Below are 13,019 nucleotides of genomic sequence, written 5' to 3'. Positions count from 1 at the left end.
CCGCGCCGGCTACAGCTGAGTGGCCGCCAGGTCCACGTACGCGAGGGCGGGGAAGCTGATCGTGCCCATCCATAGCCGCCCGGCCGCTTCGACCAGACCGGTCACGCTGCCGAAGTCGGGATGTGTGGTGCGCAGACCGGCGACGGCCGCACCGCTGTCCGGGTCGAACGCGACCGCCCAGATTTCCGGTTTGATTCGTGGTTGGAACCGCTCGGGCAGGCGCCACAACACTTTGCGGATGATCGGCGCGCGCGGGAACAACCGTTCCAGCGCGGGGTTGGCCTCGGTGACCAGCGCCGCCCAGATGCGGCCGTCGGCACCGGTGGACAGGTTGTCGGGCATCCCGGGCAGGTGCTCGGCCAGCGGCGTCACCGATCCGGCCTGCGGACCGGTCAACCAGTATTTGGACAGCCGGCGGGCCTGGGTCTCGGCGAACACCAACGCGGTGCCGTCGGCCGTCGGCGTCACCCCGTTGGCGAAGAACAGTCCGTCGAGCAGCGTGGTGACGGTGCCGTCCGGGTCGAGCCGCAACAGCCCGCCGGTACCCCGTGCCTCCACGATCGGGGCGGTGTAGTCATCGAAATGGTAGTCGCTCGTCGATTCGGTGAAATAGATTGTGCCGTCGGATGTCTCGGTGACATTCGAGCAGAACTTGAACCGTCTGCCACCCACCGAATCGACGATCACGTCCAGCGTGCCGCCGGATGGGTCCAGAGCCAGCAATCCGTGATGGCTGTCGCAGACCAAAATTCGGCCATCGTGCGCGACGTGCATACCGAGCGGCCTTCCCTCGGTGTCGGCGACGACGTCGGGGCGGCCCTCGGATAGCCGCACAATGCGCCCGTCCTCCAGCCCCGTCCACAATCGGCCGGCGGCGTCGACGACGACATCTTCGGGTCCGTTGCCGGGCAGGGGGACCACCGTGACACTCGGTGCCGGCATGGCCGGTAACGGGTCGATCGGCGGTGGTTGCCACCGGACCGGGTGAATGCGTGCCTTTGCCACGGCTAGAACCGTTCCGAGATCGGAGTCAGCACGCTGCGCAGGATCGTTTCGATCGCGTCGAACTCGGCCGGGCCGCTGATCAGCGCCGGCGCCAGCTGGATCACGGCGTCGCCGCGTTCATCGGTGCGGCAGTACAGTCCCGCTTCGAACAGCGCCGACCCGACCTCGGCCAGCAGCTTGGCGCGCTCCTCGTTGCTGAACCGCTGTTTCGTCGCCTGGTCCCTGACCAGTTCGATGCCGAAGAAGAAGCCCTCGCCGCGGACATCGCCGACGATGGGCAGGTCGTAGAGCTTCTCCAGGGTCGCCCGCAGTGCGGGGGACTGCTGCTTGACGTGGTCGGTGAGACCCTCGCGCTCGAAGATCTCCAGATTCGCCAGCCCGACGGCCGCGGAGACCGGGTGACCGCCGAATGTGTAGCCGTGCCGGAACGTCGTCTTGCCGTCATTGAACGGCTCGAAAACGCGGTCACTGGCGATGGTCGCACCCAGCGGCGAGTAGCCCGACGTCATGCCTTTGGCGCAGGTGATCATGTCCGGTACGTAGCCGAAGTCATCGCAGGCGAAGATCGACCCGATCCGCCCGAACGCGCAGATCACCTCGTCGGAGACCAACAGCACGTCGTATTCGTCGCAGATCTCGCGGACCCGCTCGAAGTAACCGGGCGGCGGCGGGTACGAACCGCCGGCGTTCTGCACCGGTTCCAGGAAGACCGCCGCGACGGTGTCGGGCCCCTCGAATTCGATGGCCTCGGCGATCCGGTCCGCAGCCCACCGGCCGAAGGCCTTGATGTCGGTGTCCAACGGTTCGGGCGCGCGATAGAAGTTGGTGTTCGGCACCCGGAACCCGCCCGGCGCCAACGGCTCGAAGGCTTCCTTGTACTTCGGCAGGCCGGTGATCGCCAGCGCGCCCTGGGTGGTGCCGTGGTAGGCGATGGCCCGCGAAATCACCTTGTACTTATTGGGTTTACCGGTCAGCTTGAAGTACTGCTTGGCCATCTTCCACGCGGTCTCGACCGCTTCGGTGCCACCGTTGGTGAAGAACACCCGGTTCAAGTCGCCCGGCGCGTAGTGGGCCAGGCGTTCGGACAGTTCGATCGCCGGCGGGGTGGTGTTGCCCCACAGCGGGAAGAACGCCAGCTGCTCGGCCTGCCGGGCCGCGGCCTCGGCGAGTTCGGTGCGGCCGTAGCCGACCTGCACCACGAACAGACCCGACAGCGCGTCGAGGTAGCTCTTGCCGCGGTCGTCGTAGATGGTGACGCCGTCACCGCGGGTGATGACGGGCGGCGTTATGCCATTGCCGTGCTGGGCGAAGTGCAGCCAAAGATTTCTGGACATCGTGTTCGCGAGCCTAGCGGTCCGGGGGAATACTGCACTGAGAGTGGGCAAGCGCAGGACCGGGGGCGATCCGATGAACGATCACACACGCCGCTATCGGCGGCTGCTCGGTCAGGGCGGCATGGGCCGGGTGTGGCGTGCCTTCGGCACCGCCACCGAGCGCGCCGTCGCGGTCACGATGCTGGCCGGGCACATGTCCGACGGCGAGAGCTCTCTCCACTGGATTCGTCGTCAGCGACGCCACCGCAGCGGCTCATGACATCCACCCAGGTCGACGAATTCGAATCGCTACGGCCCCACCTGATGTCGGTGGCCTACCGGTTGACCGGCACCGTTGCCGACGCCGAGGACATCGTTCAGGAAGCCTGGCTGCGGTGGCACACCCAGGACAGCGTGATCGGGGACCTGCGGGCCTGGTTGACGACGGTGGTGAGCCGGCTGGGGCTGGACAAGTTGCGCTCGGCCTCGCACCGGCGCGAAACCTATACGGGCAACTGGCTGCCCGAGCCGGTGGTCACCGGTTTCGACCCGGCAGATCCGCTGTCGGCGGTGGTCTCGGCCGAGGATGCCCGCTTCGCCGCGATGGTGGTGCTGGAAAAGCTCAACCCCGATCAGCGAGTGGCCTTCGTGCTGCACGACGGTTTCGCGGTGCCGTTCGCCGACGTGGCCGACGTGCTGGGCACCACCGAAGCCGCGGCCCGCCAACTGGCGTCGCGGGCCCGCAGAGCGGTCGCGGCCGCGCCGCCGCCGAAGCCGGATCCCGGGCACGCCGAGGTGGTCGGCAAGCTGATGGCGGCGATGGCGGCCGGCGATCTGGAGGCCGTGGTCGCGCTGCTGCACCCCGACGTCACCTTCACCGGCGACTCGAATGGCAAGGCGCCCACCGCAGTTCAGATCATCCGGGGTGCGGACAAGGTGGTCCGGTTCATGCTCGGGCTGGCCGGCCGGTACGGCGACGCGTTCTACACCGCCAATCACCTGGCTCTGGTCAACGGCGAATTAGGTTCGTACACAACGGGTTTCCCTGCCGCTGAGGGACGCCGCGAGATGGCGCCGCGGATCACCGCGATGACGGTGCGCGACGGCAAGGTGGTCGCCCTGTGGGACATCGCCAACCCCGACAAGTTCACCGGATCCCCGTTGCGCCGGTGATGACTAAAGGACGATCCCGGTGGCCGGGCCGAGGATGATCTGCTGGCCGCCGGGCGCCACGTAGGGGCCGGTGGGCCCGTAGATGCCGTACTCTGCGGGATCGGTGCTCGGGCCGAAACCGTTGTAGATGTCGTTGATCCAGCCGCCGGCCAGGGTGTGGACCGCCGCGGTCGCACCGGGCGGGGAGAACCCGGTGAGCAGTTGGGCGGCGAAGTCGACCAGCGGGTTGCCGCCCAGCATGGAGTCGACGTGTGAGCCGCCGACGATCTCGACGCCGCTGAACTGCCCCGGATAGAGGCTCACCAGGGTATCGGTGGTGGCGCCGTAGGCATTCCACGGCTGCGGCGGCGCAACCACCGCATACAGCGGAATGCCGGCGGTCTGCAACGTGGTCGCCGCGTCGGCGAACGCCGCGTTGTTACTCGCGACGCCGTCGAACATCACCACGCCCTGCAGGTTGTTGGTGCCGCTGCCGAGGGCCGAGAGGTAGTTGCTGGCCGCCATGGTGGCCAGGCCACCGCCGGCGGAGTGTCCGGTGAGGATGAACTGCTGCGGCAGCGTGCCCAGGTAGCCGGCCTGGTGCGCGGCGGTGTTCAGCGCCGGCTGGCCGCCCAGGAACAGCGAGCCCACCCCCTGCTGCATCTGCGGGCTGTTCAGGTACACACCCAGGGGCAGTGGGATCGACGGGATGGTGGGTGTGACCACGACGCTGTTGGTCTGCTGTGCGAGGTTCATGGCCAACGGCTGATAGAACCAGCCGATCGCGGCGAAACCGTGCTGCAGGTAGACGGTGCCGGTGGGGGTCACCGCGCCGCTCGCCTGGGTCGGGAAGTACCAGAACGCCGGCGCCGGGTAGTTGAACTGGGGAACCGTGAGCCCCAGGAAGGAACTCGGGCCGACCGGGATCTGCAGGAACGAGAACCCGATCCTGACCCCGCTCACCCCGTTGGTCCCGGAAACGGCGACCGTGGCGGGGAAGTTCAGCACCCCGCCCAGGCCGACCGCGTTGGTTCCCCAGTTGAGCAACGCGCCCAGCGTCGCGGTGTTCACGCCGATGCTGGCGCCGAACAACGGGCGCCCGATCAGCAACTCGATGGGTGCGAAGAACCCGGCCTGCTGCAGCGCGGCCAGCAGCGGCAACACATTGGCGGCCTCGGCGGCAGCGTAGGCGGCCGACGCTTCGCTCAACGCCCGTGCGAATTGCGTCTGCCACAGGGTGGTCTGGGCGCTGAGCACCTGGAACTCCTGGGCGTGGCTGCCGAAGAGACTCGCGATGGCCGCTGACACCTCGTCACCGGCCGCCGCGAGCACGTCCGTCGTCAATGGCGCCGCGGCAGCGGCTGCCTCCCGGAGGGCGTTTCCGATCCCGGTCAGCTCACCGGCAGCTGCGGCCAGCGCCTCCGGCGCTGCGATCAACGACATTGTCGAATCGTAGGCAGGTCAGGCCCGATTCGACCGAATTTCCGCCGAGTCGGCCCACGGCACCCGGCAGGAGTCCCCCGAACTGAAACCCTGCTCGGTGATGCCCAGCGCCGAGTACATCCGGGCGCGCATGTTCTCGATGCCGATCTGGTAGGTCAGCTCGATCACGCCGGCGTCGCCGAAGCGGGCCCGCAGATCCTCGACCTGCTCGTCGGTCACCGCATGCGGGTCGGTGGTCATCGCGTCGGCGTAGGCGATGGCCGCGCGTTCGTCGTCGCTGAAGGCCGGCGAGGTGGCGTAACGGTCGATGTCTTTGAGCCGCTCGATGTCCAGGCCGTCCAGCCGCTGCAGCATCGACCCGAAGTCGACGCACCACGAGCAGCCGACGGTGCGGGCGGTCCAGAAGACCGCCAGTTCGCGCACGCTGGCCGGCAGCGTCCGCGACGCGCTCTGCAGCAGGGTCTCGTGCACGGCATTGGCGACCAGCAGGCGCGGATGGTGCGCGGCGACCGTGAACGGCTCGGGAACCTCGCCGAACCGCCGTTTGGCGACCCGGTACATGGCGCGGACGAGCAGGCCGGCGCGCTTGGGGGGCAGGGGCTGGATGCGGGTTTTCTGTGTCATACCGATCAGACGAGGCAGGTCGGAAGGATGTGACACCTTCGGCGCAAGAAAATTCCAAGGATCCGACAAGAATGCTCCAAGGGTTCCGGCCGAGTCTTGCCCGATGGAACTCACAACCTCGTCGTACTGGGACATCGTCGAAGCGTCCCTGCTGACCGACCTGGAGGAGCTGGCGCACACCGAGGTGCTGGTCGCCGACTCGCGGCTGGACCAGTCGGGCGTGCGTGCCGCCGTGGACGCGGTCTTCGACGCCAACCCCACCCTGGGTGCGGTGTTCGAGCCGAGCATGGAGCGCTGGCTGGCCCGGCCGGGCGGTGGCTGGAGTTGGGCGGTCGAGCCGCCGGGGGTCTTGGTGGACGAGGTGATTGCGCGGCAACGTGCCGGTTACGACAAGCGCACCGGCCGACTGTTCGCGGTGTCGCTGCTGCCCGGTTCGCCGGAGCGGTTGGTGCTCACCGCCAGCAGGCTGTGCGTGGACGAGGCGTTGTGGCAGAGCGTGGTCGATGCGCTGGTGACCGGGTACGTGGGCGCTACCCTCACGCCCGACATCACCTTTCGGGCTAAAAGTCGCGCCGCACGCTCATGGGCGTGGTGGCGGGCAGATCGCCGCCCGCGATCACCGCTCGCGCTAGCGGGGTGAGTGCTTCGAACAAGGCCCGCAGTTCGTCGTCGTCGAGACCGTCGAACACATGCAAAGCCATTGTGTCCGTGACGGTTTCGATCTGATCCCGGAACTGACGACCGGCCTGGGTCAACGCTCCGTCGGCGTCGATGAGACCGCGGGCGGCGAGGCTGCGCCGGCAGGCGTCCCACTCCTGATCGTCGTAGTGACGAGCGCGCTTCATGTAGTCGGCGGGCACCTGCCCGGCGGCGGTGTGCAGCACGTTGGACTCCCGTCCGGAGATGCCCGCCGCGGCCAGCACCGCCACGTGCCCGTCGCCGCGGTGTTCACGCAGCAGCGTCACCGCATGCCAGAGTGCGGCCACCGGATCGGACGGCACCGGCAGCGCGACGTTGGCCGCGAACAGCGGGCGGGCGTCCACCGGGGCGCGCTGCGCCGCGCGGATCGCCAATTCCGCTGCAGTGCGGACGTTTTCGTCGTCGAGAAGGCCCACCCGGTGCAGGGCGGCGACCGTCGACTGCTGACGTACGCGCAACGCGGCGTCCGGCCCGGCGATATCCCACGCCGCCGGAAGGGCTTTGGCCACCCGCGCAGGCGCGAAGTTGTAGAACACCGCCGTCACGACCTGTGGCGCCACCACACCCAGCGGTGCCGACCGGGCGGCGAAGTACCCCATCCAGAACCCGCGGTAACCGAGGTCGTCCAACCCTGCGCGCACCTCGGGCGCGAAGTACGTCACGGCGTGGATGGGTTCGAAGCGGTCGTAGAACTGTCGGGCCAACTCGGTGGTGCGTTGCATGCTTGCAGCTTCCTTGATGCCGTTAGGCTGCGCTAGTGGCGGATGGGGAGGCCTTCGGGCGGTATCGGCTGCTCGAGGAGCTCCGTTGGGCCGGGGCCGGGACCGTATACCGGGCTCGGGACACCATGATGACGCGCGACGTGGCCCTCAAAGTGCTTCCCGCGGAGTCCGCCGACGATCCCGAATATCGGGAGCGGTTCCGCTCCGAGGTTTCCATCGCGGCCCAGCTGAACAATCCGAACGTCATCCCGGTCTATGAAGCCGGCGAGATCGACGGTCGCCTCTACCTGGTGATGCCCATCCTGGACGGCATCGATGCGCGCAGTCTGCTGGACCGCGACGGCGCGATGAGCCCGGCACTGGCGGTGCGGGTGATCGAGCAGGCTGCGGTGGCGCTGGAATCCGCGCACCGATCCGGGCTGGTGCACGGTGACGTGAAGCCGTCGAATCTGTTCGTCGTGGGCGGCGAATTCGTGTATCTGATCGACTTCGGGGCCCACGCGGCCGGCGCCGCCGTGGATAGCGGAAGCTGGCCGTATCTGGCCCCGGAGCGACTGCGGTCCCAGACCAGTGCCCCCGGAGCCGCCGGCGACATCTACTCCCTCGCCGGTGTGTTGCACGAATGCCTGACCGGACAGCAGGCCGTGCGCGGCGACAGCTTGGAGGAGATCGCCGCCGCGCATCTGCACGGCGCGCCGCCGAAGCCGTGTGACATCGACCCGTCGATCCCGGTCGGTTTCGATGACGTGGTCGCCCGCGGCATGGCGAAGAACCCCGATGACCGTTACCAGTCCGCACGCGAATTCGCCCGTGCCGCAAGAGCTGCGCTCACGCCTGCCGGGGGTGCGTCGGCGGTCTCGGCCGACCAACGCGAGTTCGGCCGCTATCACCTGCTGCAAGTCCTCGGCGCGGGCGGGATGGGTGCGGTGTACCGGGCTCGCGACACCGAACTGCACCGGGACGTCGCCGTCAAACTGCTGCAGCCGGGTCTGGCCGTCGAGCCGGGCTATGAGGAGCGATTTCGCCGGGAGGCGTACGCCGCCGGCCGGCTGGCCAGTCCGAACATCATCCCGATCTACGAGGCCGGCGAAGTCGACGGCCGGCTGTATCTGGTGATGCCGATCATCAACGGCGTCGACGTGCACACCGTGTTGCAGCGGGACGGGGCCATGGACCCGGACCGGGCGGTGCGGGTGATCGAGCAGGTCGCGGGCGCGTTGGAAGTGGCGCACAAGTCCGGGTTGGTGCACCGCGACGTCAAGCCGTCGAACCTGTTGATGGTCGACGAAGACTTTGTGTACCTGATCGACTTCGGGCTCGTCCACGACTCCTCGGCCGCCCGTCTGACGGTGACCAACATCGCGCCGGGGACCCCGGCCTATATGGCGCCGGAGCGCTTCACCAGCGGGTCGATCACCGACGCCCGGGCCGACGTGTATTCGCTGGCCTGTGTGCTCTACGAGTGTCTAACCGGTCAACTGCCGTTCGCCGGCGACAGTATCGGGCAGCTGGTGGGCGCGCATCTGTCCACCGATCCGCCCCGGCCGAGCAGCTGCAACCCTGCCCTCGCCGGGTTCGACAACGTGATCGCGCGCGGCATGGCCAAGGATCCCGATTCCCGCTACCAGTCGGCCAGCGAGCTCGCTGTCGCCGCCCGCAAAGCCCTCACCGACCCCGGCGAACCAACGCCGGCACCGATCGACGACCCGGTACTGGACGCCACGATGCTGGCGGCACCGCAACCGCGACGCAACCGTCGCCGTGTTGTCGCCGCCGCGGCCGCCCTGCTGGTCGTCGCGTGCGGCGCGGCATTCTTGGTGACCCACAACAGATCTCGTCCCACCCAGTCGGCGGCGCAGACGGTACTGCCGTTCAGTGACCTGGACGGGCCGCTGGGGATCACCGTCGACGCGAAGGGCACCGTCTACGTCACCGACACCGGCCACAACCGCGTCGTGCAGCTGGCGACCGGCTCGACCGAACAGACCGTTGCGCCGTTCTCCGGGTTGGACCACCCCACCGACATCGCGGTCGACAGCCAAGGCACCGTCGTGGTGGGCGAGAACCGCCGAGTGCTGCAGCTGACCGCGGGATCGACCGATCAGACCGTCCTGCCGTTCGCCGGCCTGGCCGAACCCAGTGGCGTCGCGATCTCCACCCGCGGTCCAGACCTTGCCGTCTACGTCGTCGACTCCCGGCTCAACAAGGTGCTGACGCTGCGCGGGCCGGCCGTGGACCAGACTGAGTTGCCCTTCACCGGCTTGAACCATCCCTCGGCGGTGGCGCTGGACGGCAACGGGACACTCTTCATCGTCGACCGGAACAACGAGCGGGTGATCAAACTACCCGCCACCGCGACGGTCGCCACCGTGCTGTCCTACGCGGTCGGTCGGCCGGAATACATCGCCGTCGATGCCGACGACGACCTGTACGTCACCGACACCCGCCACAACAGTGTGTTGAAGCTGGTCAAGGCCTCCAACACGATGATCACGCTGCCGTTCCAGGGACTGAGCAATCCGCAGGGCGTCGCAGTCGATGCCGCCGGGAATGTCTACGTCGTCGATTCCGGCAACAACCGGGTGCTGAAACTGCCGCCGAGCTGACTCAGCGCGTGAACATCACGGCGCGTTTGACTTCCTGGATCGCCTTGGTCACCTCGATGCCCCGCGGGCAGCACTCGGTGCAGTTGAACGTGGTGCGACAACGCCACACCCCGTCGACCTCGTTGAGGATGTCCAGGCGTTCGGCGGCCGCCTCGTCGCGACTGTCGAAGATGAACCGGTGCGCGTTGACGATGGCCGCCGGCCCGAAGTAGCTGCCTTCGTTCCAGAACACCGGGCAGCTGGTGGTGCAGCAGGCGCACAGGATGCACTTGGTGGTGTCGTCGTAGCGGGCGCGGTCGGTTGGGCTCTGAATACGTTCGCGCGTAGGGGGATTGCCGCTGGTGATCAGGTACGGCTTGATTGCGCGGTAGGCCTCGAAGAACGGTTCCATGTCGACCACGAGGTCTTTTTCCACCGGCAGCCCGCGGATCGGTTCGACGGTGATGGTGAGTTTCTTGCCGGGCTTCTTGGGCAGCAGATCGCGCATCAGCACCTTGCAGGCCAACCGGTTGACGCCGTTGATCCGCATCGCGTCCGAGCCGCACACCCCGTGCGCGCACGACCTGCGGAACGTCAACGTCCCGTCCAGGTAGCCCTTGATGTACAGCAGCAGGTTCAGCAGCCGGTCGCTGGGCAGACACGGCACCCGGAAGCTCTGCCAGCCACCGGTGGCCGCGAACTTCTCCGGGTCGTCCGGGTTGAACCGGGCGATCTTCAGCGTCACCATCACCGCGCCGTCCGGGACCGGCGGCAGCGGGGGTTCGAGCGTGTGGACCTCTGGCTCGGCAGTCATCAGTACTTCCGCTCCTTCGGCTCATACCGGGTCTGCACCACCGGCTTGAAGTCCAGCCGGATGTCGCTGATCAGGTCGGCACCTTCTTTGTAGGCCATGGTGTGGCGCATGTAGTTGACGTCGTCGCGGTTGGGGTAGTCCTCGCGGGCGTGCCCGCCGCGCGACTCCTTGCGGTTCAGCGCACCCACCACGGTGACCTCGGCGAGCTCCAGCAGAAAGCCGAGCTCGATAGCCTCCAGCAGGTCGCTGTTGAACCGTTTCCCCTTGTCTTGCACGGTGATTCGGGAGTACCGCCCTTTGAGCGCATGGATGTCGGTGAGTGCCTGCTTGAGCGTTTCCTCGGTGCGGAACACCGCGGCGTTGTTGTCCATGGTCTGTTGCAGGGCACCGCGGATGTCGGCGACCCGCTCGTTGCCGTGCTCGGAGAGGATGTCGGCGACCCAGCCCTGCACCATCGCCGCGGGTTCGGGCGGCATGTCGGAGAAGTCATGCCCCCGCGCGTACGCGGCGGCGGCCAGGCCCGCGCGGCGCCCGAAGACGTTGATGTCCAGCAGCGAATTGGTGCCCAGCCGGTTGGCGCCGTGCACCGAGACGCACGCGCACTCGCCGGCCGCGAACAGTCCGGGCACGGTGTTGGTGTTGTCACGCAGCACCTGGCCGGTGACCGTGGTCGGGATGCCACCCATCACGTAGTGACAGGTCGGGTAGACCGGGACCAGTTCGTGCACCGGGTCCACACCCAGGTAGGTGCGGGCGAACTCGGTGATGTCGGGCAGCTTGGCTTCCAGCACCTCCTCGCCGAGGTGACGGACGTCGATGTAGACGTAGTCCTTGTGCGGGCCGGCGCCCCGGCCTTCCAGCACCTCGAGCACCATCGACCGGGCGACGATGTCGCGCGGCGCCAGGTCGACGATGGTCGGGGCGTAGCGCTCCATGAAGCGTTCGCCCTCCCCGTTGAGCAACCGGCCGCCCTCGCCGCGCACCGCCTCGGAGATCAGGATGCCCAGACCGGCCAGGCCGGTCGGATGGAACTGGTGAAATTCCATGTCCTCCAACGGGAGTCCCTTGCGGAACACGATCCCGATGCCGTCCCCGGTCAGCGTGTGCGCATTGGAGGTGGTCTTGTACATCCGGCCGGATCCGCCGGTCGCCAGCACGACCGCCTTGGCGTGGAAGACGTGGATCTCACCGGTGGCCAGTTCGTAGGCCACCACCCCGGTGGCGACCGGCCCGGTGGGGGTCTGGGTGAGCACCAGGTCCAATGCGTAGAACTCGTTGAAGAACTGCACATCGTGCTTGACGCAGTTCTGGTACAGCGTCTGCAGGATCATGTGGCCGGTGCGGTCGGCGGCGTAACAGGCCCGCCGGACCGGGGCCTTGCCGTGGTCGCGGGTGTGCCCACCGAACCGGCGCTGGTCGATGCGGCCCTCCGGGGTGCGGTTGAACGGCATCCCCATCTTCTCCAGGTCCAGCACCGCGTCGATGGCTTCTTTGCACATGATCTCCACGGCGTCCTGGTCGGCGAGGTAGTCGCCGCCCTTGACGGTGTCGAAGGTGTGCCACTCCCAGTTGTCCTCTTCGACGTTGGCCAGCGCGGCGCACATGCCGCCCTGGGCGGCGCCGGTGTGGCTGCGGGTGGGGTAGAGCTTGGTCAGCACTGCGGTGCGGACGCGGGGGCCGGCCTCCACCGCGGCCCGCATCCCGGCTCCGCCCGCCCCGACGATCACCACGTCGTATCGGTGTTGCTGGATCAAGGCGCCCCTCTCAGGAGATGTTCGGGTTGAAGGTCACGATCACGTAGGTGCCCAGCACCAACGTGAACCCCATCGACAGCAGCAGGATGCTGTTCAGCCAGAAGCGGGTGACGTCCTTGCGGGTGTAGTCGTCGATGATGTTGCGCAGACCGTTGCCGCCGTGCAGTTGCGCCAGCCACAACAGGGCCAGATCCCAGAACTGCCAGAACGGCGACGCCCAGCGCTGGGCGACGAAGTTGAAGTCGATGCGGTAAACACCGTCGTCCCACATCAGCATGATGAACAGATGCCCGATCGCCAGGAGCACCAGCGCGATCCCGGAGAACCGCATGAACAGCCAGGCGAATTTCTCGAAGTTGGGGATGCCGGCGCGACGCCGCGGCGAGCGCGGGTTGTCCAGGCTGGCCGGCCGGTCGTAGCTGCGTTGCCGCACCGGGGCGACCTGGCCCGGGCCGAGCTGCAGATCGGGTGTGCTCATCGCAGGTGATCCCAGGCGTGAATGCCGATGACCACCCCGGCCATCACGAACGGCACCAGGAACCCCACGGCGACGATCCACAGCATGGTGCGCTGGTGGCGCGGACCTTCGGCCCAGAAGTCGATCAGGATGATCCGGATCCCGTTGAGCGCGTGGAAGAGCACCGCCGCCACCAGACCGAATTCCATCAGCCCGACGATCGGGGTCTTGTAGGTCGACAAGACCTCGTTGTAGGTCTGCGGGCTCACCCGGAGCACGGCGGCGTCCAGCACGTGCACGAACAGGAAGAAGAAGATCGTGGCGCCGCTGATGCGGTGCAACACCCACGCCCACATGCCGGGGTCGCCCCGGTACAGGGTCCGCGGCGGCCTTCGTTTGCGAGAGGATCCCAGCGGTGCCGGGTCCGCGGTCGTCGTCGTCTGAATCACCC

The 13,019-nt window shown here is 67.7% G+C and carries 12 protein-coding genes and 1 pseudogene; 4 read left to right on the top strand and 9 right to left on the bottom strand.

The window, feature by feature from the left end:
• Nucleotides 1-9 precede the first annotated feature (9 nt).
• Nucleotides 10-942: an SMP-30/gluconolactonase/LRE family protein gene (locus tag AC5Y5Z_RS21210; RefSeq protein WP_473139798.1), complete on the bottom strand. Its 933-nt coding sequence runs from the start codon at nt 940-942 to the stop codon at nt 10-12.
• Nucleotides 943-1,007: 65 nt separating this feature from the next.
• Nucleotides 1,008-2,390, bottom strand: a complete 1,383-nt coding sequence (locus AC5Y5Z_RS21205; protein WP_463828342.1) for an aspartate aminotransferase family protein — start codon at nt 2,388-2,390, stop codon at nt 1,008-1,010.
• 22 nt (nt 2,391-2,412) lie between these two features.
• Here AC5Y5Z_RS21205 and AC5Y5Z_RS21200 point away from each other — a divergent pair, with 22 nt between their 5' ends.
• Both AC5Y5Z_RS21200 and AC5Y5Z_RS21195 read left to right on the top strand, forming a co-directional pair.
• Nucleotides 2,413-2,598, top strand: a complete 186-nt coding sequence (locus AC5Y5Z_RS21200; protein WP_499927340.1) for a hypothetical protein — start codon at nt 2,413-2,415, stop codon at nt 2,596-2,598.
• Nucleotides 2,595-3,491 (top strand): sigma-70 family RNA polymerase sigma factor, encoded by an 897-nt coding sequence (locus AC5Y5Z_RS21195; protein ID WP_463828340.1) that lies wholly within the window; start codon nt 2,595-2,597, stop codon nt 3,489-3,491. Before AC5Y5Z_RS21200 ends, AC5Y5Z_RS21195 begins: the two co-directional genes overlap by 4 nt.
• A 3-nt stretch (nt 3,492-3,494) precedes the next feature.
• On the opposite strand, the gene AC5Y5Z_RS21190 is transcribed toward AC5Y5Z_RS21195, so the two are convergent.
• Complete coding sequence (locus AC5Y5Z_RS21190; protein WP_463828339.1) at nt 3,495-4,913, bottom strand: PE domain-containing protein; 1,419 nt, start codon at nt 4,911-4,913, stop codon at nt 3,495-3,497.
• A gap of 18 nt (nt 4,914-4,931) precedes the next feature.
• Nucleotides 4,932-5,570 (bottom strand): annotated as a pseudogene (locus AC5Y5Z_RS21185) (carboxymuconolactone decarboxylase family protein); the annotation flags it as partial.
• A gap of 70 nt (nt 5,571-5,640) precedes the next feature.
• Here AC5Y5Z_RS21185 and AC5Y5Z_RS21180 point away from each other — a divergent pair.
• Nucleotides 5,641-6,177, top strand: coding sequence for a condensation domain-containing protein (locus AC5Y5Z_RS21180; RefSeq protein WP_463828338.1), 537 nt, complete (start codon nt 5,641-5,643; stop codon nt 6,175-6,177).
• Here the strand turns inward: AC5Y5Z_RS21180 and AC5Y5Z_RS21175 are convergent.
• Nucleotides 6,098-6,958 (bottom strand): SCO6745 family protein, encoded by an 861-nt coding sequence (locus tag AC5Y5Z_RS21175; protein ID WP_499927337.1) that lies wholly within the window; start codon nt 6,956-6,958, stop codon nt 6,098-6,100. The genes AC5Y5Z_RS21180 and AC5Y5Z_RS21175 overlap by 80 nt on opposite strands.
• A 35-nt stretch (nt 6,959-6,993) precedes the next feature.
• Here AC5Y5Z_RS21175 and AC5Y5Z_RS21170 point away from each other — a divergent pair, with 35 nt between their 5' ends.
• Nucleotides 6,994-9,564: a serine/threonine-protein kinase PknD gene (locus tag AC5Y5Z_RS21170; protein ID WP_499927335.1), complete on the top strand. Its 2,571-nt coding sequence runs from the start codon at nt 6,994-6,996 to the stop codon at nt 9,562-9,564.
• A gap of 1 nt (nt 9,565) precedes the next feature.
• On the opposite strand, the gene AC5Y5Z_RS21165 is transcribed toward AC5Y5Z_RS21170, so the two are convergent.
• From AC5Y5Z_RS21165 to sdhC, 4 genes are read right to left on the bottom strand one after another with little or no spacing between them, the layout of a single operon-like run.
• Nucleotides 9,566-10,357, bottom strand: coding sequence for a succinate dehydrogenase iron-sulfur subunit (locus AC5Y5Z_RS21165; protein WP_499927333.1), 792 nt, complete (start codon nt 10,355-10,357; stop codon nt 9,566-9,568).
• Nucleotides 10,357-12,111 carry a succinate dehydrogenase flavoprotein subunit gene (gene sdhA, locus AC5Y5Z_RS21160; RefSeq protein ID WP_463828334.1) on the bottom strand — a complete coding sequence of 585 codons (1,755 nt, stop codon included), beginning with the start codon at nt 12,109-12,111 and terminating at the stop codon, nt 10,357-10,359. Before sdhA ends, AC5Y5Z_RS21165 begins: the two co-directional genes overlap by 1 nt.
• A gap of 10 nt (nt 12,112-12,121) precedes the next feature.
• A complete protein-coding gene (locus AC5Y5Z_RS21155; RefSeq protein ID WP_463828333.1) occupies nt 12,122-12,589 on the bottom strand; it encodes a succinate dehydrogenase hydrophobic membrane anchor subunit in 468 nt (155 codons plus the stop codon).
• Entirely contained in the window at nt 12,586-12,924 is a 339-nt protein-coding gene (sdhC, locus tag AC5Y5Z_RS21150; RefSeq protein ID WP_463828332.1) for a succinate dehydrogenase, cytochrome b556 subunit, read from the bottom strand. Before sdhC ends, AC5Y5Z_RS21155 begins: the two co-directional genes overlap by 4 nt.
• Between the last annotated feature and the right edge of the window lie 95 nt (nt 12,925-13,019).

Source organism: Mycobacterium sp. NGS29, assembly GCF_059812965.1.
Note: the sequence above shows the minus strand (reverse complement) of the source record. Positions and strands in the feature narration are given on the sequence as shown.